Below are 22847 nucleotides of genomic sequence, written 5' to 3'. Positions count from 1 at the left end.
CGGGCGATCCGGAAGGGACGGGCGATCCGCCCGGGGCGGACGATCCGTCCGGTGTGGGCGAGACGTCAGCCTCCGGTGGGACGGCCGTCAGCCGCGGGGGCGGCCTTCCTGCTCCTCGTAGGGATGGAGGAGGAGACTGACCACGGCCACGCCCAGCGCCGTCCCCAGCCGGGCCCACGCGTTCTCGGTCAGCATCCCGACGATCTTCGCCGCGAGCAGCGCGACGAGGAACGCGGTGACGTAGGGGACGACGGCGCGGGCGGCGCGCTGCACGAGGCCGTCGGCGGCCGGGTGTTCCTGGTGAGTGGACATGGTCCTCGATCCCTTCGCTGCGCCACCGCGGTCGGCGGGCGGCCGACTTCCAGCATCGGCAGCGCGTCCCGTCCCCCACAGATCCGGAAAGTCGTGTCTTGACAGGGCCCGGCCCCACCTCCCGCCCCGGTCGGACGCGGTCCGCGCGCCCCGCCCGTACGGCAGTGCGATCGTTGCGGCGGGATGAAATCCGCCGGTCGGAGCGTTGGCGCTGCCGACGGGACGAGACGAACGGGGAGGCCCACGTGGCGGCGGCAGAGACAGCGGCTGGGGAGAAACAGGGCTGGGGCAAGCGGCTGGCGGCCTACACCTGGCGGTACAGGACCAATGTGCTGCTCGCGCTCGGCTCCTCGCTGGTGGGCATGGCGGTGATGGCGGTCGTGCCGCTGGTCACCAAGGTGATCATCGACGACGTCATCGGCGACCAGACCAAGCCCATGGCGCCCTGGGCCGGCATGCTCATCGCCGCGGCCCTGCTCGTGTACGTACTGACCTACATACGCAGGTACTACGGAGGGCGGCTCGCCCTCGACGTGCAGCACGACCTGCGCACCGACATGTACAGCACGATCGCCCGCCTCGACGGGCGGCGGCAGGACGAGCTGAACACCGGTCAGGTCGTCGGCCGCGCCACCAGCGACCTCCAGCTGATCCAGGGTCTGCTCTTCATGCTGCCCATGACGATCGGGAACTTCCTGCTCTTCGGGATATCCCTCGGGATCATGCTCTGGCTCTCGCCGCTGCTGACCCTGGTCGCCCTGCTCATGGCCCCCGCCCTGTGGTTCATAGCCAAGCGCAGCCGCAAGAAGCTCTTCCCCGCCACCTGGTGGGCCCAGGGCCAGGCCGCCGCCGTCGCCACCGTCGTCGACGGGGCCGTGACCGGCGTCCGCGTCGTCAAGGGCTTCGGCCAGGAGGAGCAGGAGACCGGCAAGCTGCGCGAAGCCGGCCGCCGGCTGTTCGCCGGCCGGATGCGGACCATCCGGCTCAACTCGCGCTACACCCCCGCCCTCCAGGCGGTTCCCGCGATCGCCCAGGTCGCCATGCTGGCCCTCGGCGGCTGGATGGCCACCGAGGGGCAGGTCACCCTCGGCACCTTCGTCGCCTTCTCCACCTACCTCGCCCAGCTCGTCGGGCCCGTCCGCATGCTCGCCATGGTCCTCACCGTCGGACAGCAGGCCCGGGCCGGCGTGGAGCGCGTGTTCGAGCTCATCGACACCGAGCCCGAGATCCACGAGGGCACCCACGAGCTGCCCGCCGACGCGCCCGCCACCGTCGAGTTCGACGACGTCCGCTTCGGATACGACCCCGACCGGCCCGTCCTCGACGGGTTCTCGCTCTCCGTGGCGCAGGGCGAGACCGTCGCCGTCGTCGGCTCCTCGGGCAGCGGCAAGTCCACCGTCGCGCTCCTGCTGCCCCGGTTCTACGACGCCGACGGCGGTGCCGTCCGGGTCGGCGGCCACGACGTCCGCGAGCTGACCTACGACTCCCTGCGCGGCGCGATCGGCCTGGTCCCCGAGGACTCCTTCCTCTTCTCCGACACCATCCGCGCCAACATCGCCTACGGGCACCCCGGCGCCACCGAGGAACAGATCGAGGCAGCCGCCCGCGCCGCCCAGGCCGAGGGATTCATCCAGGCCCTGCCCGCCGGGTACGACACGAAGGTCGGCGAGCAGGGGCTCACCCTCTCCGGAGGGCAGCGCCAGCGCATCGCCCTCGCCAGGGCCATCCTCACCGACCCCCGGCTGCTGCTCCTCGACGACGCCACCTCCGCCGTGGACGCCCGCGTCGAGCACGAGATCCACGAGGCCCTGCGCTCGGTCATGGCGGGCCGGACCACCCTGCTGATCGCCCACCGCCGCTCCACGCTCGCACTGGCCGACCGGATCGCCGTACTCGACCGCGGGCGGCTCGCCGACATCGGGACGCACGAGGAGCTGGAGAGCCGGTCCGCGCTCTACCGCAGGCTGCTCACCGACCCGGACGCGCTCGGCGCCGCCTCGCCGCGGACCCCGGACGCGCGGGTGATGACCGAGTTCGAGCGCGAGCTCGACCGGGACCTCGAACGCGGCATCGAGCTCGAAGCCGAGATCGACTCGGAGCCGGTCAACGCCAAGCGCCGGGTCGCCGGCGGGGTCACCCCCGAGCTCTGGCGCCGCCAGGACGACACCGGTCCGGACACGCCCGTCGCGGCCGCCCCCGCCGCCGCGGGCGGCGCGCCCGGAGCCGGGCATTCCATGGCCGGGTCCGTCTCCGGCATGCCCGCCACCCCCGAACTGCTCGCGCAGGTGGCCGCGCTGCCGCCCGCCGACGACCTGCCCGAGGTGGACGAGACCCGCGCCGCGGCCGCCGAGGAGAGTTACGGCCTGCGCCGCCTGCTCCGCGGGTTCTGGGCGCCGCTCGCGATCAGCCTCGGCCTCGTCGCCGCCGACGCGGGGGCCGGACTGCTGCTGCCGATCCTGATCCGGCACGGCATCGACCAGGGCGTGGAGCAGGCCGTGCTCGGCGCCGTCTGGGCGGCCGCCGGGCTCGCCCTCGCCGTCGTCGTCGCGCAGTGGGCCGCGCAGTTCGCCGAGACCCGCATGACGGGCCGCACCGGCGAGCGCGTGCTGTACGCCCTGCGCGTCAAGATCTTCGCCCAGCTCCAGCGACTCGGCCTCGACTACTACGAGCGCGAGCTGACCGGCAAGATCATGACCCGGATGACCACCGACGTGGACTCGCTGAGCTCCTTCCTGCAGACCGGGCTCGTCACCGCCGTCGTCTCCGTCTTCACCTTCTTCGGCATCCTGGTCGCGCTGCTCGTCCTGGACGTCGAACTCGCGCTGATCGTCTTCGCGACCCTGCCCGTCCTGGTCGTCGGCACGATCGTGTTCCGCCGCAGGTCCGTCGCGGCCTACGAGCTCGCCCGCGACCGGGTCAGCCTGGTCAACGCCGACCTCCAGGAGTCCGTCTCGGGCCTGCGCATCGTCCAGGCCTTCCGCCGCGAGGGCTCGGGCGCCAAGCGCTTCGCCGAGCGCAGCCACTCCTACCGCGAGGCCCGGGTCCGCGGCCAGTGGCTGATATCCGTCTACTTCCCCTTCGTGCAGCTGCTGTCCTCGGGCGCCGCGGCCGCCGTGCTGATCGTCGGGGCGGGCCGGGTGGAGGCCGGGACGCTCACCACGGGCGCGCTGGTCGCGTACCTGCTCTACATCGACCTGTTCTTCGCGCCCGTCCAGCAGCTCTCCCAGGTCTTCGACGGCTACCAGCAGGCCACGGTCGCGCTCGGCCGTATCCAGGGGCTGCTGCGCGAGCCCACCACCACCCCGCTGCCCGAGCGGCCGCGCGCACTGGAAGCACTGCGCGGGGAGATCGCCTTCGAGGACGTCCGTTTCCAGTACGGGACGGCCGAGGAGCGGGGCGAGAAGGGCGAGGCCCTGGCCGGCATCAGCCTGCGGATACCCGCCGGGCAGACCGTCGCCTTCGTGGGCGAGACCGGAGCCGGGAAGTCCACGCTGGTCAAGATGGTGGCGCGGTTCTACGATCCGACCTCCGGCCGGGTCACCGCCGACGGCGCGGACATACGGGAGCTGGACCTCACGGCGTACCGCCACCGGCTGGGAGTCGTCCCCCAGGAGGCCTACCTCTTCCCGGGGACGATCCGTGACGCCATCGCCTACGGGATGCCCGGTGCGAGCGACGCCGAGGTGGAGGGTGCCGCCCGTGCGGTCGGCGCCCACGACATGATCGCCACCCTCGACGGCGGCTACCTGCACACCGTCGCCGAGCGGGGCCGCAACCTCTCGGCGGGCCAGCGCCAGCTGATCGCACTGGCCCGGGCCGAGCTCGTCGACCCGGACGTGCTGCTGCTGGACGAGGCCACCGCCGCCCTCGACCTCGCCACCGAGGCCCAGGTCAACCAGGCGACGGACCGGCTGGCGGGCAAGCGCACCACCCTGGTGGTCGCACACCGGCTGACCACCGCGGCGCGCGCCGACCGGGTCGTGGTCATGGACCGCGGCCGGGTGATCGAGGACGGCACCCACACCGAACTCCTGGCGCGCGGCGGCCGGTACGCCGAGCTGTGGCGCACCTTCGTCGGCGAGGACGAGCGCGCCGCGGCCTGAGCGGACCCCGCCGGGCCGCCGCCGGAACCCCGCCGGGCCGCCGCGGCCCGGCGGGGTTCCGCACACGTCGGGGGACGGGACGCCCCGGGATCAGAACTCGCCGAACAGCAGGTTCCCCGGCGCGTCCTCGTCCGTACCGGTGTAGTACTCGCGTACCGCGTCGAGCAGTTCGTCGACGGTGAGGCAGCCGTCGCCGTTCGCGTCGATGCGGCGGAAGAGCGCCTCGGTGTCGGCGGGGCTCAGCCGCGTGTCGAAGGCCTCCTGCGCCCGGTGGAACTCCTGCGGGCTGATGAGTCCGTCGCCGTCGGTGTCGACGATCGTCAGGATCGCGCTCATCATCGGCCGGAACGAGCGGTCGTAGGCGGGCCCGCCCTGCGCGTACAGCCGGGTCATGCCCTGCTTGTACTCCTCGGGCGTGACCTTGCCGTCCCGGTCGAGGTCCAGCTCGGTGAACAGGTCCTGCCAGAAGTCGGCCAGCCCGCCCATCACCCGCTCCGCCTTGGGCGAGCCGGCCGGCTCCGCGAGGGCCGTCAGCAGCCGGGAGCCGAGCGCGATGATGTCGTCGGCGTCGATCACGCCGCTCCGGTCGGCGTCCAGGTGCGTGAAGGCGCGCGCCAGCTTGCGGTCGAGCAGGTCGTTCGTCATCTCATGGCCTTTCACGGCTGCAGCCACGGCTGCGGTCACGGCGAGCGGGGTGTGCGTCACCTAGCGTAATCGCCGTCCCGGGTGTGAACTCCCGCTGCTCCGCCGGGAGGTGGCGGATGCACCCGTACGAGGGAGGGTGGCCGATGTCGGTCCCCCGTCCCTTGCGCGCGGCAACCATCCGGAGGGTTCGGGCGTCGTACGTGCGTGCGTGCGCCGCACGCACGGCCGATCGGGGGACAGGGTGTTGCAGGGGTGGAAGAGGCGCTGCCGACGGGGCGCGTCCCTGGGGGTGTTCGCGGCGGCGCTGTGGCTCTGCGCGGGCGGGCTGGGCACCCCGCCGACGGCACAGGCCGCGACCGAGGGCTGCGGGGGCCGGCTGGCCCGGACGGTGGCGTTCGAGGCGGGTGAGGTGCGGGTCTACAAGAGCCGCAACCAGGCCTGCGCCATGACCGTGGCGCGGGTCTCCGGCGAGCGGCGCCGGATGGCGGTGAGCATTCAGCCACGCGGCGGTGCCCCGGTGCGCGAGGCCGGGCGATTCACGCGGTACGCCGGGCCTGTCACCGTGGGTGCCATCAACCGCTGCGTGTATGTAAAGGGGAGCGTGGGGGCCGGATCCGCGGATTCCGGCTGGATCCTGTGCTGACGGACAGGCCCAACTGGGTCTGTTCAGTGGTGCATTGGCCCGGCTAGGTTCACGGCGACCGAAGTGAACTCAAGGGGAGGGTGAATGCGCAAGACGCTCGGATGGCTGCTGTCGCTCGTGGTGCTCATCGGCACCATGGGTGCGGCCGGCTCCACGGCGCAAGCGGCCACAGCCGCGCAGCCCGCGGCCGCCACGGACATCAAGGACCAGATCCTCGGCATTCCCGGGATGAGCCTGATCGAGGAGAAGCCGTACCCCGGCTACCGCTTCTTCGTACTGAACTACGAGCAGCCGGTGGACCACCGGCAGCCGTGGAAGGGCACCTTCAAGCAGCGCCTGACCCTGTTGCACAAGGACGTCTCGCGGCCGTCGGTGTTCTTCACCTCCGGCTACAACGTCAACACCAGCCCGCGCCGCAGCGAGCCGACGACCATCGTCGACGGTAACCAGGTGTCCTTGGAGTATCGATTCTTCACTCCCTCCCGGCCCGACCCGGCCAACTGGTCCAACCTGGACATCTGGCAGGCCGCCAGTGACCAGCACCGCCTCTTCACCGCCCTGAAGAAGATCTACAAGAAGAACTGGCTGGCCACGGGCGCCAGCAAGGGCGGCATGACGGCGACGTACTACGAGCGCTTCTACCCCCGCGACATGGACGGCGTCGTCGCGTACGTCGCGCCCAACGACGTCGTCAACGACGAGGACTCGGCCTACGACCGGTTCTTCGCCAAGGTCGGCACCAAGGAGTGCCGCGACAGGCTGAACGCCGTCCAGCGGGAGGCGCTGGTGCGCCGCGAGCCGCTGGAGGCCAAGTACGCGGCCGCCGCCGCCGAGAACGGCTGGACCTTCACCACCGTCGGCGACCTCGACAAGGCCTACGAGGCCGTGGTGCTCGACTACGTGTGGGCCTTCTGGCAGTACAGCCTGCTCTCGGACTGCGCCTCCGTCCCGGCCGCCGCCACCGCGAGCGACCAGCAGATCTGGGACTCGATCGACGCCATCTCCGGTTTCTCGGCCTACGCCGACCAGGGACTGGAGGCGTACACGCCGTACTACTACCAGGCGGGTACGCAGCTCGGCTCCCCGGACATCAAGCTGGCGCACCTGAAGGGCCTGAGCCGCTACGGCTACCAGCCGCCGCGCAATTTCGTGCCCCGTGACATCCCCATGACCTTCCAGCCGGGAGCGATGGCGGACGTGGACCGGTGGGTGCGCGCCAACGCCGACCGGATGCTCTTCGTGTACGGGCAGAACGACCCGTGGGGCGCCGAGCCGTTCCACCTCGGCTACACGGCGCGCGACAGCTACGTGATGATCGCGCCGGGCGCCAACCACGGGGCGAACGTCGCCAAGCTGATGGACGGCGAGAAGGCCCTCGCCACCTCGAAGATCCTGCAGTGGGCCGGGGTGGCCCCGGCCGCCGCACTCGCCGACGCGGGGAAGGCGGCGCCGCTGGCGGCGCCGGACGCCCAGCTCGACCAGCGCGACCTGGAGCGCGAGCCGCAGCTGCGGCCGTAACGGAAGCCGGGAGCCCGGGAAACCGGGCAGCCGGAAGCCAAGAGCCGGAACAGGCAGGGACACGCGGGCCGCGGGCCGGCGGCTGAGGGATCAGCGCGTCAGCCCGTGGCCCAGCGGGTAGCGGCCCGGGACCGGGACGGGCAGGCGGCCGGCGGGCCGCAGCGCCCCGGTGAGCACCCGGGCCGCCGCCCGCATCTCCACGTCCGTCCAGGAGTACGTGGCCAGCTCCGCCGCGCAGGCCGGCAGCCGGGCCGGGTCGTACGGGTTGCGGACCGCCAGCGAGACCACCGGGACGCCCGTCGCGATCAGGTCCGCCACCAGCGTGCGCTGCGGACTCGTCCCCTCCGGGACGTTGTACGTGCACACCAGCACCGCCGCGTGACCTGGCGCGGCGGCCACGGCGCGGGCGGGCGGCACCGCCGTGGCCCGGCAGCCCAGGGCGGTCAGCTCCCGGGCCAGTACGGCCGTAGGGGGTCCGGTCGTACCCGTGGGGGAGACCGGGTCCTCCCCGGTGACCAGCAGCCGTGGTCCGCCCGTCACGTCGAACGGAACCAGCCCGCGGGGATCGGCCAGCAGGGTCGTCGTGGCGGCCGCGATCGCGTCGGCGGCGTCGAGGTGCTCCTGCACGCCCACGGCGGCGTCGACCTCCCGGCCCGTGGTGTACGCCTCGTCGAACAGACCCCGGCGGTCCTTCAGTTCCAGGATCCGCAGCACCGACTCCTCGATGCGCGCCACCGTCAGCTCGCCCGACTCGACGGCCGCCCGCACGCTGCGCTGCGCGAGCGCCAGGTCCGGCGGGTTCAGCAGCTGGTCGCAGCCCGCCAGCAGGGCCAGGACCGGGACGCGCTCGTTCCCGTACTTCTGGCGGACCCCGGCCATGTCCAGGGCGTCGGTGATCACCACCCCCTCGAAGCCGAGGCGTTCGCGCAGCAGACCGGTGACGATCGGCCGGGAGAGGGTCGCCGGGTCCCCCGAGGGATCGAGCGCGGGGAAGACGATGTGCGCCGTCATGATGGCGTCCACGCCCGCCTCCACCGCGGCCCGGAAGGGCGGCTCGTCCAGCTCCTCCCAGGCGGCCCGGGTGTGCCGCATCACCGGCAGCCCGACATGGCTGTCGGTCTCGGTGTCCCCGTGCCCCGGGAAGTGCTTGGCGGTGGCGGCGACCCCGGCCCCCTGGTAGCCGCGGACCTGGGCGGCCACCAGCTCCGCCACGGCGTGCGGGTCGGAGCCGAAGGACCGTACGCCGATCACCGGATTGGCCGGGTTGACGTTCACGTCGGCCACCGGCGCGTAGTCCTGCCGGATGCCCATGGCGGCCAGCTCGGAGCCCGCGATGCGCGCGGCCCGCAGGGCGTGGGCGGTGGAGCCGGCCGCACCGAGCGCCATCGCACCCGGGAACAGGGTCGCCGGTTTGCCGATCCGGGCGACGGCGCCGTGCTCCTGGTCGGTGGAGAGCAGCAGGGGGACCCGGGTACCGGTGGTGAGGGCGGCCTGCTGGAGGCCGACCGAGAGCGCGGCGATCTGCCGCGGGGCACGGGTGTTGTGGGCCCAGGCGAAGTAGATGATCCCGCCGAGGTGGTAGCGGGAGACCACTTCGGCAGCGGTACGCACGCCGAAGGCGGCCAGGTTCTGCTCGGCGTCCGCCGGATCGGGGTCGGTCGCCGAATGCCCGTAGGCCCGGGAGACGAAGAGCTGCCCGATCTTCTCGTCGAGGCTCATCCGGTCCATGAGGGCGCGCAGCCGTGACCGGCCGGGGCGGCGGCCGGGCGGCCGCGAGTCGTCGGGGGTGTGGTGGGGGTTGACCGCGGCGGAAGCCGCGCCGGCGGCCGTGGCGGCGACCAGGGCGGCCGCGGCGAGCAGGTTCCGGCGCGAGGCGTGGTACGGCACGCGCCGGACCCTACTGCCGGGGTGGGCCCGAGGAGTGACGGACACTCGGAAGGTCCCCCGGACGGGAGCGCCGCAGCCCTTCTGCCGCCCACCCGTTACGCCTCCTGCCGCCCACCCGCTACGCCTCCCGCCGCCCACCCGTCGCGCCTCCTGCCGCGCACCCGTCACGCCGTGCGCCGCCTCCCGTCATGCCTCCCGTCACGCCTCCTGCCGCGCCGCCCAGTGCTCCTGCAGGCTCCGTACCGCCTCCGTGATCGCGGGCCGCCGGGCCGCCCCGGTCCGCCACAGGGCGTACAACCGGCGTACGGGGCCCGGTTCCAGCGGTACGGTCACGGCCCCCGGCGGCAGTGCCCCGGTGCCCAGCCGGGGGACGACGGCCACCCCGAGCCCGGCCGCGACCAGGGCGACGATGGTGTGGTTCTCCTCCGCGACGTGCGCGATGTCGGGCTCGAACCCGGCGGTGCGCAGGGTCCGTACGAGCCAGTCGTGGCAGACCCGGCCGGGCGGCTGGCAGACCCAGCGCTCGCCGCCCAGGTCGGAGCGCCGGATGACGCGGCGCGCGGTGAAGGGATGGCCGGCCGGCACGACCAGGTCGCAGAGGTCGTCCCCGATGACGGCCTGCTCGATCCCCTCCGGCGCGGGCAGCGGGGCGATGTCCCAGTCGTGGGCCACCGCGAGATCGGTGACCCCCCGGGCCACCAGGTCCACGGACAGGTGCGGGTCCACCTCGGTGAGCCGGACGTCCAGCGCCGGATGCCGCCGGGCCAGGTCCGCCAGTACCTGCGGGAGCAGCCCGCGTGCGGCGGACGCGAACGCGGCCACCGTCAGCAGCCCGCTGGGCTGCCCGCGCCGCTCCTCCAGGGTGGTCTCGGTACGCTCCACGATCGCCAGCAACTCCTGGGCGGCGTCGGCCAGATGGTGCGCCTCCTCGGTGAGTGCGACCCCGCGTCCGCGCCGCTCCAGCAGGGTGGTGCGGGTCTCGCGTTCCAGCTTGGAGATCTGCTGGGAGACCGCCGAGGGGGTGTAGCCGAGGGCGGCCGCCGCGCCCGCGACCGAGCCGTGGACGGAGACGGCGTGCAGGGCGCGCAGCCGGGCCAGATCGAGCATGCCTCCATCGTGGCACCGCCCGCATGCGTAAGCAATGCTTCATTCATTCCGGAAGACATCCGAGCTGGTGCTACACGATCGGGCGGTCGATGCTCGAAGCATGCGTCCCGCACACACCGCACTCGCCGTGCTCGTCGCCGCCGTCTGGGGCTTCAACTTCGTGGTCATCGAGATCGGCCTCGACCACTTCCCGCCGCTGCTGCTGTCCGCCCTGCGCTTCCTCGTCGCCGCTCTGCCCGCCGTGTTCTTCGTCGGGCGGCCCAAGGCGGGCTGGAAGTGGATCGCCGGGGTCGGGATCGCCCTCGGCGTCGCCAAGTTCGGGCTGCTCTTCACCGGCATGGACGCCGGCATGCCGGCCGGCCTGTCCTCGCTCGTCCTGCAGATCCAGGCCGTCTTCACCGCCGTCCTCGCCGCCGTCGTGCTCCGCGAGCGGCCGGGCCGGGTCCGGCTGCTGGGGATGGCCGTGGCGCTCGCCGGGATCGCGGTCGCCGCGGTGGACGGCGGGACCTCCGGGCCGGTGCTGGGCTTCACGCTGGTCGTGGCGGCCGCCGCCTGCTGGGGCGTGTCCAACGTCCTGACCCGCAAGGCCGCCCCGCCCGACGCCCTGAACTTCATGGTGTGGGTGTGCACGGTCCCGGTCCTGCCGCTGCTGGCGCTCTCGCTGCTGCTGGAGGGCCCTGAGCGGGACCTGGCCGCGCTGCGGGCGCTGGACTGGTCCGGGGCGGCCGTCATCGGTTACGTCGCCTGGGTGTCCACCGTCTTCGGCTTCGCCGCCTGGAGCTACCTGCTGCGCCGCTACCCGGCCTCCTCGGTGGCCCCGTTCTCGCTGCTGGTCCCCGTCTTCGGGATGTCCTCCGCGGCCCTGGTCCTCGGCGAGTCCGTCTCGGGGCTGCGCTGGCTGGCGGCCGTACTGCTGGTGGGCGGGGTGGCGCTGACCTCGCTGGCTCCCGCGCGCGCCGTGAACCGTACGGGGGTCGGTTCGGGCGTCAGCGCGGGTAGCCCTCCTGCAGCGGCAGCCGCCAGTCCTGCCCCGTCAGGCTCACTCCGTACGAGCGGTGCGGCCGCTCCGAGATCAGGGTGAAGCCCGCCTTGAGGTAGAGCCCGCGCGCGTCGGTGAGCACGTCGTTGGTCCACAGGACGAGCTCGCGGTAGCCGACCGAGCGGGCGAAGGCCACGACGGTGTCGACCAGCAGGGCGCCGATGCCGCGGCCGCGGCCCTGCGGGTCGACCAGGAGCAGCCGCAGCCGGGCCGTGCCGGGCGCGCCCTCCTCCCGTACGCACATCACCGAGCCGACCGGCCGGCCGTCCAGCTCCGCGATCCACACCCGTTCCAGGTGCGGGTCGTGGTCCTGGGCGAAGTCGGCGACGATCCGGGCGACCAGGCCCTCGAAGTCGCTGTTCCAGCCGTACTCGGAGGCGTACAGCGCGCCGTGGCGCTGCACGATCCACCCCAGGTCCCCCGGTTCCGGGTCGCGGAGCCGCACGCTCTCAGCCATGGGGCAACTCTAGGGGGAGGGCGCGCCGGTGGGGCCCCGAAGGGGCTGTTTTCTGCCGCCTATTTCTTGCCACCGCCGAGGATCTCGCCGGGGCCGCCGCGCGCGGCTCCGCCCGCTCCGGTGCCCGCTCCGCCCGTCGTTCCGCCCGCTCCGGTGCCCGCCGCCTGGCCGGAGGCGCGCTTGGCGAGGACCGCCAGGACGACCGGGATCAGCATCTCGATGACCCGGCTGACGGTGGCCGCGGGGATGCCGGTCCGCTTCGAGACGGCGGCGGCCACGGGCTTGCTCAGTTTGGCCAGCACGCCGGCCATCATGCCGCCGCTGAGCAGGCCGCCGAGGCCGCCGAAGGCGGCCACGCCCTGCGGCGCCGGTTCGGCCTCGGAGACCTCGGCGAAGGCCTGGCGCACCTCCGCGCCGTCGGCGTCGTCCGCGTCGAGCTTCTGGGTGAGGTCGTCGGCCATGACGCCCAGCGTCTGCGTGACGGCCTCCCGGGCGCCGGAGGGGTCCGTGCCGAGCAGACCCGCGATCTCGGTCATCCTGTCGTCGCCGAGTTCGCCCAGCACGTCGTCCTGGAATGAAGAGTGGCTCATGCCTGGAACGCTACTTCTGTGCCGATTCACCGGCACCTTGAGTAGGCGTTGGGTAACAGAAACGTAAAGCTGTGATTCCGGATGCAACCCTGCGGGCGCATGGCGGGTCGTATGTTGCGTCGGTGCTTCCGGGGAGGGATCTGGGGGGATCGGGAAGTCCGACACGGGAGGGGTAACCGTGAGGGGGTCCGGCCGCGAGGCGGGACCCCCTTTGCGTTGTCCACAGGCCGACCGTGCTGTCGGCGCCACCCGGTAGTTTCGGGTCATGGCAGCAGAGGGGGCGCCGCAGGCGGTGCAACTGGCGGTGGTCGACGGCGTGCTCGAACGCATCACCTACGCCAACGAGGAGAACGGGTACACGGTCGCCCGGGTCGACACCGGGCGCGGCAGCGGTGACCTGCTCACGGTGGTCGGCTCGCTGCTCGGTGCCCAGCCCGGCGAGTCCCTGCGCATGGAGGGCCGCTGGGGCTCCCATCCGCAGTACGGCAGGCAGTTCACCGTGGAGAACTACCGGACCGTGCTCCCCGCGACCATCCAGGGCATCCGTCGCTACCTGGGCTCCGGTCTGATCAAGGGCATCGGCCCGAAGATCGCCGACCGGATCGTGGAGCACTTCGGCACCGACACCCTCGACGTGATCGAGGCCGAGCCGAAACGGCTGATCGAGGTACCCGGGCTCGGCCCCAAGCGGACGAAACTGATCGGCGCGGCCTGGGAGGAGCAGAAGGCCATCAAGGAGGTCATGGTCTTCCTCCAGGGCGTCGGCGTCTCCACCTCCATCGCCGTGCGCATCTACAAGAAGTACGCCGACGCCTCCATCTCCGTCGTGAAGAACCAGCCCTACCGGCTCGCCGCCGACGTGTGGGGCATCGGCTTCCTCACCGCTGACCGCATCGCCCAGGCCGTCGGCATCCCGCACGACAGTCCCGAACGGGTCAAGGCAGGCCTGCAGTACGCCCTGTCCCAGTCCACCGACCAGGGGCACTGCTTCCTGCCCGAGGACCGGCTCATCGCCGACGGGGTCAAGCTGCTCCAGGTGGACACGGGGCTGGTGATCGACTGCCTGGCCGAGCTCGCCGCCGACCCGGAAGGGGTCGTACGGGAGTCCGTACCGGATCCGCAGGGCGGGCCGGATCCGCTGACCGCCGTGTATCTGGTGCCCTTCCACCGGGCCGAGCTGTCCCTGGTCGGGCAGGTACGCCGGCTGCTGCACGCCGAGGACGACCGGATGCCGGGCTTCCAGGACGTGGACTGGGAGAAGGCCCTGGGCTGGCTCGCCGGGCGGACGGGGGCCACGCTCGCCCCCGAGCAGCGGGACGCCGTGAAGCTGGCGCTGACCCGCCGGGTCGCCGTCCTCACGGGCGGGCCCGGCTGCGGGAAGTCCTTCACCGTGCGCTCGATCGTCGAGCTGGCCCGGGCGAAGAAGGCCAGGGTGGTGCTGGCCGCGCCCACCGGACGGGCGGCGAAGCGGCTGGCCGAGCTCACCGGGGCCGAGGCCTCCACGGTGCACCGGCTGCTCGAACTCAAACCGGGCGGGGACGCGGCGTACGACCGGGAGCGGCCGCTGGAGGCGGACCTGGTCGTCGTCGACGAGGCCTCGATGCTGGACCTGCTGCTGGCCAACAAGCTGGTCAAGGCGGTGGCGCCCGGGGCGCACCTGCTGCTGGTCGGCGATGTGGACCAGCTGCCGTCGGTCGGCGCGGGGGAGGTGCTGCGGGACCTGCTGGCCGAGGGCGGCCCGGTGCCCGCGGTCCGCCTGACCCGGATCTTCCGGCAGGCCCAGCAGTCGGGCGTGGTCACCAACGCCCACCGGATCAACACCGGACTGCCGCCGATCACGGACGGGCTGCCGGACTTCTTCCTCTTCCCGGAGGAGGACACCGAGGCGGCCGGGGTGCTGGCCGTGGACGTGGCGGCCCGAAGGATTCCGGCCAGATTCGGGCTCGACCCGCGCCGGGACGTCCAGGTGCTCGCCCCGATGCACCGCGGCCCCGCCGGCGCCGGAAACCTCAACGGACTGCTCCAGCAGGCCATGACGCCGGCCCGGCCGAATCTGCCGGAGAAGAGGTTCGGCGGCCGGGTCTTCCGGGTGGGCGACAAGGTGACCCAGATCCGGAACAACTACGAGAAGGGCGCCAACGGCGTCTTCAACGGCACCGTCGGCGTGGTCACCGGCCTGGACGTGGACGAACAGCGCCTGACGGTACGGACGGAGGAGGATGAGGAGATCGTGTACGAGTTCGGTGAGCTCGACGAGCTGGCCCACGCGTACGCCGTCACCATCCACCGTTCACAGGGGAGTGAATATCCGGCCGTGGTGATCCCCGTCACCACCGGGGCCTGGATGATGCTCCAGCGAAACCTGCTCTACACGGCGGTGACCAGGGCGAAGAAACTGGTCGTCCTCGTCGGGTCCCGCAAGGCCCTCGGTCAGGCTGTGCGTACCGTTTCCGCAGGCAGGAGGTACACGGCGGTCGCTGCCCGGCTGTCCGGCCGGATACCGGTGGGAAACATCACCTAGATGATCGATCATTTGGGGTTCCAGCACTGGTGCGGAGGGGGCAGGATGAGTAGCTTCACGGCACTGAGTGCCGTCGAAAGCACCAAAGGCCGACCCCGAGTGCACTCTCCTGCGCCAAATGGGGGAAGGTAGAGGCAGTCAGGGCACCTCGAAGAAGAGGCACTACGTCGGTGAGGGATGACGTGAGCGACAACTCTGTAGTACTCCGGTACGCGGACGGTGAATACACCTACCCGGTGGTCGAAAGCACCGTCGGTGACCAGGGCTTCGACATCTCGAAGCTGCGGGCCCAGACCGGGCTCGTCACCTTGGACAGTGGGTACGGCAACACCGCGGCCTACAAGTCCGCGATCACCTACCTCGACGGTGAGCAGGGCATCCTGCGCTACCGCGGCTACCCGATCGAGCAGCTCGCCGAGCGTTCGACCTTCATCGAGGTCGCGTACCTGCTGATCAACGGCGAGCTGCCGACCGTCGACCAGCTCGCGTCGTTCCGCAACGAGATCACCCAGCACACCCTGCTCCACGAGGACGTGAAGCGCTTCTACGACGGCTTCCCGCGTGACGCGCACCCGATGGCGATGCTGTCCTCCGTGGTCAGCGCGCTGTCGACGTTCTACCAGGACAGCCACAACCCGTTCGACGAGAAGCAGCGCCACCTCTCGACGATCCGTCTGCTGGCCAAGCTCCCGACGATCGCGGCCTACGCGTACAAGAAGTCGGTCGGCCACCCGGTGGTCTACCCGCGCAACGACCTCGGCTACGTCGAGAACTTCCTGCGCATGACCTTCTCCGTGCCGGCCCAGGAGTACGACCTGGACCCGGTCGTGGTCTCCGCGCTCGACAAGCTGCTGATCCTGCACGCGGACCACGAGCAGAACTGCTCGACCTCCACCGTGCGCCTGGTCGGCTCCTCGCAGGCGAACATGTTCGCCTCGATCTCCGCCGGCATCTCGGCCCTGTGGGGTCCGCTGCACGGTGGCGCCAACCAGTCCGTCCTGGAGATGCTGGAAGGCATCAAGAACGACGGCGGCGACGTCGACGCCTTCATCCGCAAGGTGAAGAACAAGGAGGACGGCGTCCGCCTCATGGGCTTCGGACACCGTGTCTACAAGAGCTTCGACCCCCGGGCGAAGATCATCAAGGCGGCGGCGCACGACGTCCTCTCGGCGCTCGGCAAGAGCGACGAGCTGCTCGACATCGCGCTCAAGCTGGAAGAGCACGCGCTGGCCGACGACTACTTCGTCGAGCGCAACCTCTACCCGAACGTGGACTTCTACACCGGTCTCATCTACCGGGCGATGGGCTTCCCCACCGAGATGTTCACCGTGCTCTTCGCGCTCGGCCGCCTGCCCGGCTGGATCGCCCAGTGGCACGAGATGATCAAGGAGCCGGGTTCCCGCATCGGCCGCCCGCGCCAGATCTACACCGGCGAGGTCCTGCGCGACTTCGTTCCCGTAGAAGCCCGCTGACCCGAGGCTCTCCTCCGCGCGGCGTGCGGCCGCGCGGAGCGCACCGCAGGCATTCCTGAGCATGCGAGAAGCGCCCCGCCGTCGATCCCCCCACGGGTCGACGGTCGGGGCGCTTCCCTTTTCCCCGAAACGGATTCCCCCCACGGGACCCGAGCCGGGGCGTCGGTGTGCCGGGACCCGTTCGTCCGGGAGGGCCGCTCAAAGCCTCCCGCGGGTACGTGTCCCGGCCGGCTGATGCCCACGGAAACCCCCCAGGTCTCCGTGAAACGTCCCCCAAGACGTTCTTGGCATCGCACCATTAGACCCACGACGACCCCGGATGGTTACGTTGTGGTCACTGTGATCTGCGTCTCCCGTGAAGGAAGTGTGCGGACCATGAGGAGGAAGGTTACTAGCGGAAGGACCGCAACCGCAGGCTGTTGGTCACGACGAACACCGAGGAGAAGGCCATCGCGGCCCCCGCGATCATCGGGTTGAGCAGACCGGCGGCCGCCAGCGGCAGGGCCGCCACGTTGTAGCCGAAGGCCCAGAACAGGTTGCCCTTGATCGTGGCCAGGGTCCGGCGCGAGAGCCGGATCGCGTCCGCCGCGACCCGGAGGTCACCCCGTACGAGGGTCAGGTCGCCCGCCTCGATGGCCGCGTCCGTGCCGGTGCCCATGGCCAGCCCCAGGTCCGCCTGGGCCAGCGCCGCCGCGTCGTTGACCCCGTCGCCGACCATCGCGACCGTACGTCCCTCGGCCTGCAGGCGGCGTACGACGTCCACCTTGTCCTGCGGCAGGACCTCGGCGATCACCTCGTCGATGCCCACCTCGCGGGCCACCGTCGTGGCGACGGCCTGGTTGTCGCCCGTGAGAAGGACCGGGGTGAGGCCCAGCGCCCGCAGCCGGGAGACCGCCTCGGTGCTGGTCTCCTTGACGGCGTCGGCCACGGTCAGGACCCCGCGCGCCGCGCCGTCCCAGGCGACCAGGACTGCGGTGCCGCCCGCGGCCTCTGCGGCCGCCTTGGCCTCGGCCAGCCCGGCGGGCAGCTCGATCGACCAGTCGGCCAGCAGCCGCTCGCGGCCCACCAGGACGGCGTGTCCGTCGACCACTCCCTGGACGCCGAGTCCGGCGACGTTCTCGAAGGACTCCGGCACCGGCAGGGAGCCGGCCCGCTCGGCCGCCCCGGTGGCGACGGCCCGGGCGATCGGGTGCTCCGAGGCGTGCTCCAGCGATCCGGCGAGGCGCAGGAGTTCGTGCTCGTCGACGCCCGCGGCGGTGAAGACGCCGTCGAGGGTCATCCGGCCGGTGGTGACGGTGCCGGTCTTGTCCAGGACGACGGTGTCCACCCGGCGGGTGGATTCCAGTACCTCGGGGCCCTTGATCAGGATGCCGAGCTGCGCACCCCGCCCGGTGCCCACCATCAGCGCGGTCGGGGTGGCCAGGCCCAGGGCGCACGGGCAGGCGATGATCAGGACGGCCACGGCGGCGGTGAAGGCGGCGGTGGGGTCATCGGTGATCAGCAGCCAGGTGATCCAGGTGCCGAGGGCGAGCACGAGGACGACGGGTACGAAGATCCCGGAGATCTGGTCGGCGAGGCGCTGCACCTCGGCCTTGCCGTTCTGCGCGTCCTCCACCATCTTCGCCATCCGGGCGAGCTGGGTGTCGGCGCCGATCCGGGTGGCCTCGACGACCAGGCGCCCGGAGGTGTTCACGGTGGCCCCGGTGACGGAGTCGCCCACGGCGACGTCGACCGGGACGGACTCGCCGGTCAGCATGGAGGCGTCCACGGCGGAGCCGCCCTCGACGACGGTGCCGTCGGTGGCGATCTTCTCGCCGGGCCGGACGACGAACCGGTCGCCGACCGCGAGGGCGCCCACGGGGATCCGGACCTCCTGGCCCGCGCGCAGGACGACGACGTCCTTGGCGCCCAGCTCCAGCAGGGCCTTGAGGGCCGCGCCCGCCTTCCGCTTGGAGCGGGCCTCCAGGTAGCGGCCCAGCAGGATGAAGGAGACGACGCCGGCCGCCACCTCCAGGTAGATGGCGGAGGAGCCGTCGGTACGGGAGACGCCGAAGTCGAAGCCGTGCCGCATGCCGGGCATGCCCGCGTGGCCGAAGAACAGGGCCCACAGCGACCAGGTGAAGGCGGCCAGGGTGCCGACCGAGACGAGGGTGTCCATGGTGGCGGCGCCGTGCCGGGCGTTGGTCCAGGCGGCCTTGTGGAAGGGGAGGCCGCCCCAGACGACGACGGGGGCGGCGAGCGTCAGCGAGAGCCACTGCCAGTTGTCGAACTGGAGGGCGGGGATCATCGCGAGCAGGACGACGGGCAGGGCGAGCGTGACCGAGACCAGCAGGCGGGTGCGCAGCGCTGCGAGCGCCGGGTCGGGGGCCTCCGCCGGTGCCTGGCCGCCTTCGTCCCCGCCGCCGCCTTCCCGGCCGCCCTCGGGGGCGTCGGCGGCGTGCGCGGCGGGTTCCGGTGCGGGAGGCGGGGGCTCCTCGGCGGTGTAGCCGGTCTTGACGACGGTCGCGATCAGGTCGGCGACCTGCACGTCACCGGTGTAGGAGACGCGGGCCTTCTCGGTGGCGTAGTTCACCGTGGCTTCGACGCCGTCCATCCGGTTGAGCTTCTTCTCGATGCGGGCGGCGCAGGAGGCGCATGTCATCCCGCCGATCGAGAGTTCGACCGCCGTTATCGGTCCGTCGTGCACTGTGCTGCTGCTCATGTTCCGGCTCCAGGGGGAGGGCCGGGCCGTACGGGTCCAGTATGAGCTGGCCGGCACGACCCGGCAGGGTTCCGCGGGGCTGCCGCGGGTGCCGTGCGGGAGGGCGGGCCGCTCAGACCTGCCCGCCGAACTCGTAGCCGGCCTCGTCGACGGCGGCGCGGACGTCCTCGTCCGCGAGCGGGGCGGCGGAGACCACGGTGACCTCGCCGGTCGCGGCGACCGCCTTGACCGTGCTGACGCCCGGCAGGGCGGAGATCTCGGTGGTCACGGCGCCCTCGCAGTGTCCGCAGGTCATGCCGGTCACCCGGTAGACGGTGGTGGTCTGGGTGTCCGTCTCGGCGGTCATGTCGTTCTCCTCTTCAGGGGCGTGTGCCGGTCACTGGGAGGGGTGGCCGATGGCTCCACCGTGCTCCCGACACTCTGAGACTATACCCCTGGGGGGTATCAAGGCGAGCATCGGCTCCCGGTTTTCCGATCCTGGCGGGAAAACCGGCCGGGTGTGGGCGATCCGTCGGTGAATGGCTGGACGGGTCACCCGGGAGGCCCCGGGCCGTCCGGGGTTGGGGGCGGGGCCCAGGAGGGCCGTCGGCCGGCCGGGAGCCGGGTCCAGGAGGGCCGTCGGCCGGCCGGGAGCCGGGCCCCGGGGGTGTCGCCCGGCCGGGAGCGCGGGTGCCGCGCTCACCTGTGGAGCGGTGGGCGCGGTCGGTTCGGCGGACCCGGGCGGGCGGGGCGGACGGATCAGTGCGCGGGAGTCCCGGTGATCATCGGCTCCAGGTAGCGCAGCAGTACGGTCTTGAGCTCGGCGGTGTACGCGGCGCGCTCGTCGCCCTCGTGGGCCAGGATCAGGTCGAGGGACGACTTGAAGATGCCCAGGATCATGTTCGAGGTGTGGGCGAGCTCGTCGGGCGTGATCCCGGAGCAGCGGTCGCGCAGCACGGCCTCGATGCGGGCGAGCAGGCTCTCGTGCAGCTTTTCGTGCTCCTGGGCGATGCCGGGGACTCCGGTGCCGTGCATGAGGGCCCAGAAGGCCGGGTTCTCGCAGTTGAAGGCGATGACCGGGTCGAGGACGGCGTCGAGCAGCTCGGGCAGGGGGCGGTGGATGTTCTCGGGGCGGAAGGCCTGCCCGTGCATCTCGTGCGCGCGCTGGAGCAGCTGGCCGCCGAGCTCCACCGCGATGGCCTCCTTGTTGGGGAAGTACTGGTAGAGGGTGCCCGGCGACACGCCCGCCTCGCGGGCGATGGCGTTGGTGCTCGCCGAGGCGTAGCCGGTGCGGCAGAACACCCCGGCGGCGGCGGCCAGCAGCTGGGAGATCCGGCGCTCGCCGCGGGCCTGGCGGCGGCGCGGCGCGGCGGCCGCCGCACTCGTGTCCACGGCAGATCCCTCGGTCCCTTTTTCAGTGTTTTTGCCCATGTCTGTCCCCGGCATGTCCAATCCCCTGCTTCCCGTGGGCGATTGACAAACGCGAGTGATCGCTCGCATTCTTGAGAAACGCGAGCGACTGCTCGTGTTTGCCAGTCTATGTGGCCTGGCAATCACGGTGAAGGGGACACCGAGCCATGTCCGAAGTCAAGAAACCGCCGTCCTCCGGGGCGGATGCGGGGTGGACCCGCTTCGTCACGGCCCGGCCGCGGCTCACGCTGCTGCTCGCCCTGCTGGTCACGGCCCTGGCCGTGGTCGCGGGCGGCGGCGTCGCCGACCGGCTGGGAAGTGGCGGCTGGGAGGACCCGGGCGCCCAGTCCACCTACGCCACGCGGGCCCTGGAACGGGAGTTCCCGCACTCCGGGCCCAATCTGCTGCTGCTCGTCGACGCCGCCGCGGGCACCACGGGGGTCGACGACCCGGCCGTGGCCGCCGAAGCCGAACGGCTCGCGGCCGCACTCGACGGCGAACGGGGGGTCGTCGGCGTCGGCTCGTACTGGCGCACCCAGCTGCCCACGCTGCGCTCCGGGGACGGCCGTCAGGCACTCATCGTCGCCCGCGTCCAGGGCGACGAGAAGACGGCCACCGCGGCACTCGAACGCATAGCCCCGCGCTACGAGGGCCCGCACGGCCCGGTGCGGGTGTCCCTCGGCGGCCCCGCGGCCGTCCAGCGCGAGGTCACCCAGACCATCCAGGAAGACCTGCTGCGCGCCGAGATCATCGCCCTGCCGGTCACCCTCGTCCTGCTCGTCCTCGTCTTCGGCAGCGCCGTCGCCGCCCTGCTCCCGCTCGGCGTCGGCATCGTGGCCATCCTCGGCACCAACGCCGTACTGCGCGGACTCACCGAGTTCACCGACGTCTCCGTCTTCGCCCAGAACCTGACCACCGCGCTCGGCCTCGGACTCGCCATCGACTACGCCCTGTTCATCGTCCGCCGGTTCCGTGAGGAACTCGCCGCCGGGCGCGATCCGGTCGCCGCCGTCGGGGCCACCCTGCGCACGGCCGGCCGCACCGTGCTCTTCTCGGCGCTCACCGTCGCCGTCTCGCTCTCGGCGATGCTCTTCTTCCCCATGTACTTCCTGCGCTCCTTCGCCTACGCCGGGGTGGCGGTGGTGCTGCTCGCGGCGGCGGCCGCGCTGATCCTGCTGCCGGCCGCCCTGGTGCTCCTCGGCGACCGCGTCAACGCCCTCGACCTGCGCCGGCTGTGGCGGCGTGGCCGGCCGCAGGCGGCCGTGACCGGGCCCGCGGAGACGGGCCGCGGCTGGGGGCGGGCGGCCGCTCTCGTGATGCGGCGCGCCCCGGTCTTCGCCGTGGCCACCACCGTGGGCCTGCTGCTCCTCGGGCTGCCCTTCATGGGCGTCAAGTTCGGCACGGTCGACGACCGGCAGCTCCCGAAAGACGCTCCCTCGCACGTGGTGCAGGAGCAGATCCGCGACGGCTTCCCGGACAGCCCCGGCGGCGGACTCACCGTGCTCGCCGAGGGAGCGCCGGGCCCCGAGCGACTCGCGGCCTACCGGGACCGGCTGGCCGCCCTGCCCGGGGTGATCCGGGTGGACGGGCCGATCGGCTCCACGACCGCGAGCGGGTACAGCTCCTTCTCGGTCTCCGTCGAGGGCGAGGCCGTGGGGCAGACAGCCCAGGACCTGGTCGGCGAGGTCCGCGCCGTGGACCCGGGCTTCAAGACCTCGGTGACCGGGCAGGCGGCCGTTCTCGTCGACGCGCAGAAGGCCATCGCCGGAGCACTGCCCGCGGCGGCTGCCCTGGTGGTCCTCGCCACGCTGCTGCTGGTGTTCCTGCTCACCGGAAGCCTGCTGATACCGCTGCAGGCGGTGCTGCTCAACGCGCTCAGCCTGACCGCGATGTTCGGGGCGGTGGTGTGGGTGTTCCAGGAGGGCAACCTCTCCGGGCTCCTCTCCTTCACCGCGACCGGCGACATAGAGACCACCCTGCCGGTGCTGATGTTCTGCATCGCCTTCGGGCTCTCCATGGACTACGGGGTGTTCCTCATATCCCGGATCAAGGAGGAGTACGACCGCACCGGGGACCACGAGAGCGCCGTCCGGACGGGGCTGGCCCGCACCGGCGGACTGATCACCGCGGCGGCCGTGATCCTGGCGGTGGTGATGGTGGCCATCGGCACCTCCCGGGTGACCAACACCAAGATGCTGGGGCTCGGGATCGCGCTGGCGGTCCTCATGGACGCCATGGTCGTCCGCAGCCTCCTGGTCCCGGCGGTGATGAAGCTGACCGGACGCGCCACCTGGTGGGCGCCCGCCCCGCTGCGCCGCCTGCACGAGAGGTTCGGCCTGAGCGAGGGCGAGTCCGCGCCCCCGGCGCCGGAGCCGGACCGGACACCCGCGGGAGCCCCGGCCTGACGGTCCGGGCACGGGGCCGGGTGAGGGAGCTGACGGGCCCCTCACCCGGCGCCGCGGG

At 72.2% G+C, this 22847-nt stretch carries 15 protein-coding genes and 1 pseudogene; 7 read left to right on the top strand and 9 right to left on the bottom strand.

The annotated features are described in order from the left end of the window. Positions 1 to 87: 87 nt before the first annotated feature. The gene (locus DEJ51_RS11490; protein WP_150257512.1) at positions 88 to 312 is read right to left on the bottom strand and encodes a hypothetical protein; all 225 of its coding nucleotides are present in this window, start codon (positions 310 to 312) and stop codon (positions 88 to 90) included. Positions 313 to 557: 245 nt separating this feature from the next. On the opposite strand from DEJ51_RS11490, the gene DEJ51_RS11485 reads away from it, so the two are divergent. After that, the gene (locus DEJ51_RS11485) at positions 558 to 4415 is read left to right on the top strand and encodes an ABC transporter ATP-binding protein (RefSeq protein ID WP_150257511.1); all 3858 of its coding nucleotides are present in this window, start codon (positions 558 to 560) and stop codon (positions 4413 to 4415) included. A 90-nt stretch (positions 4416 to 4505) separates the two neighbouring features. Here the strand turns inward: DEJ51_RS11485 and DEJ51_RS11480 are convergent, their stop codons facing one another. Beyond that, on the bottom strand, positions 4506 to 5060 hold the full coding sequence (locus DEJ51_RS11480) for an EF-hand domain-containing protein (protein WP_150257510.1): 555 nt from the start codon (positions 5058 to 5060) through the stop codon (positions 4506 to 4508). Between the two features lie 289 nt (positions 5061 to 5349). On the opposite strand from DEJ51_RS11480, the gene DEJ51_RS11475 reads away from it, so the two are divergent. Together DEJ51_RS11475 and DEJ51_RS11470 are read left to right on the top strand one after the other, a co-directional pair. After that, a complete protein-coding gene (locus DEJ51_RS11475) occupies positions 5350 to 5703 on the top strand; it encodes a hypothetical protein (protein ID WP_223835763.1) in 354 nt (117 codons plus the stop codon). 84 nt (positions 5704 to 5787) lie between these two features. Then, a complete protein-coding gene (locus DEJ51_RS11470; protein WP_150257509.1) occupies positions 5788 to 7221 on the top strand; it encodes a S28 family serine protease in 1434 nt (477 codons plus the stop codon). A 90-nt stretch (positions 7222 to 7311) separates the two neighbouring features. Here the strand turns inward: DEJ51_RS11470 and DEJ51_RS11465 are convergent, their stop codons facing one another. Both DEJ51_RS11465 and DEJ51_RS11460 read right to left on the bottom strand, forming a co-directional pair. Beyond that, the gene (locus tag DEJ51_RS11465; protein ID WP_150257508.1) at positions 7312 to 9108 is read right to left on the bottom strand and encodes a glycoside hydrolase family 3 protein; all 1797 of its coding nucleotides are present in this window, start codon (positions 9106 to 9108) and stop codon (positions 7312 to 7314) included. Between the two features lie 198 nt (positions 9109 to 9306). Beyond that, the gene (locus tag DEJ51_RS11460) at positions 9307 to 10215 is read right to left on the bottom strand and encodes a LysR family transcriptional regulator (protein WP_150257507.1); all 909 of its coding nucleotides are present in this window, start codon (positions 10213 to 10215) and stop codon (positions 9307 to 9309) included. A gap of 100 nt (positions 10216 to 10315) precedes the next feature. Here DEJ51_RS11460 and DEJ51_RS11455 point away from each other — a divergent pair, with 100 nt between their 5' ends. Continuing rightward, the gene (locus tag DEJ51_RS11455; RefSeq protein WP_150257506.1) at positions 10316 to 11296 is read left to right on the top strand and encodes an EamA family transporter; all 981 of its coding nucleotides are present in this window, start codon (positions 10316 to 10318) and stop codon (positions 11294 to 11296) included. On the opposite strand, the pseudogene DEJ51_RS11450 reads toward DEJ51_RS11455, so the two are convergent. Then, positions 11202 to 11714: pseudogene (locus DEJ51_RS11450) on the bottom strand (GNAT family N-acetyltransferase); the annotation flags it as partial. The gene DEJ51_RS11455 and the pseudogene DEJ51_RS11450 overlap by 95 nt on opposite strands. Before the next feature lie 56 nt (positions 11715 to 11770). After that, a complete protein-coding gene (locus tag DEJ51_RS11445; RefSeq protein WP_150257504.1) occupies positions 11771 to 12301 on the bottom strand; it encodes a DUF937 domain-containing protein in 531 nt (176 codons plus the stop codon). Between the two features lie 265 nt (positions 12302 to 12566). Here DEJ51_RS11445 and DEJ51_RS11440 point away from each other — a divergent pair, with 265 nt between their 5' ends. Both DEJ51_RS11440 and DEJ51_RS11435 read left to right on the top strand, forming a co-directional pair. Further along, positions 12567 to 14822, top strand: coding sequence for an ATP-dependent RecD-like DNA helicase (locus tag DEJ51_RS11440; protein WP_150257503.1), 2256 nt, complete (start codon positions 12567 to 12569; stop codon positions 14820 to 14822). Positions 14823 to 15004: 182 nt separating this feature from the next. Then, positions 15005 to 16294 (top strand): citrate synthase, encoded by a 1290-nt coding sequence (locus DEJ51_RS11435; RefSeq protein WP_030010215.1) that lies wholly within the window; start codon positions 15005 to 15007, stop codon positions 16292 to 16294. A 391-nt stretch (positions 16295 to 16685) separates the two neighbouring features. Here the strand turns inward: DEJ51_RS11435 and DEJ51_RS11430 are convergent, their stop codons facing one another. The 3 genes from DEJ51_RS11430 to DEJ51_RS11420 all read right to left on the bottom strand — a co-directional run bounded on the left by DEJ51_RS11430 (position 16686) and on the right by DEJ51_RS11420 (position 20405). Continuing rightward, positions 16686 to 18995 carry a heavy metal translocating P-type ATPase gene (locus tag DEJ51_RS11430; protein ID WP_150257502.1) on the bottom strand — a complete coding sequence of 770 codons (2310 nt, stop codon included), beginning with the start codon at positions 18993 to 18995 and terminating at the stop codon, positions 16686 to 16688. A gap of 112 nt (positions 18996 to 19107) precedes the next feature. Further along, a complete protein-coding gene (locus DEJ51_RS11425; RefSeq protein WP_150257501.1) occupies positions 19108 to 19341 on the bottom strand; it encodes a heavy-metal-associated domain-containing protein in 234 nt (77 codons plus the stop codon). 392 nt (positions 19342 to 19733) lie between these two features. Then, positions 19734 to 20405, bottom strand: coding sequence for a TetR/AcrR family transcriptional regulator (locus tag DEJ51_RS11420; protein WP_223835762.1), 672 nt, complete (start codon positions 20403 to 20405; stop codon positions 19734 to 19736). Positions 20406 to 20551: 146 nt separating this feature from the next. Between DEJ51_RS11420 and DEJ51_RS11415 the strand changes: the two genes are divergently transcribed. Beyond that, the gene (locus DEJ51_RS11415) at positions 20552 to 22789 is read left to right on the top strand and encodes an MMPL family transporter (protein ID WP_150257499.1); all 2238 of its coding nucleotides are present in this window, start codon (positions 20552 to 20554) and stop codon (positions 22787 to 22789) included. Positions 22790 to 22847: the final 58 nt, after the last annotated feature.

It is taken from the genome of Streptomyces venezuelae (assembly GCF_008642275.1).
GTDB lineage: Bacteria > Actinomycetota > Actinomycetes > Streptomycetales > Streptomycetaceae > Streptomyces > Streptomyces venezuelae_E.
This window is presented reverse-complemented; position numbering and strand designations above follow the sequence as displayed.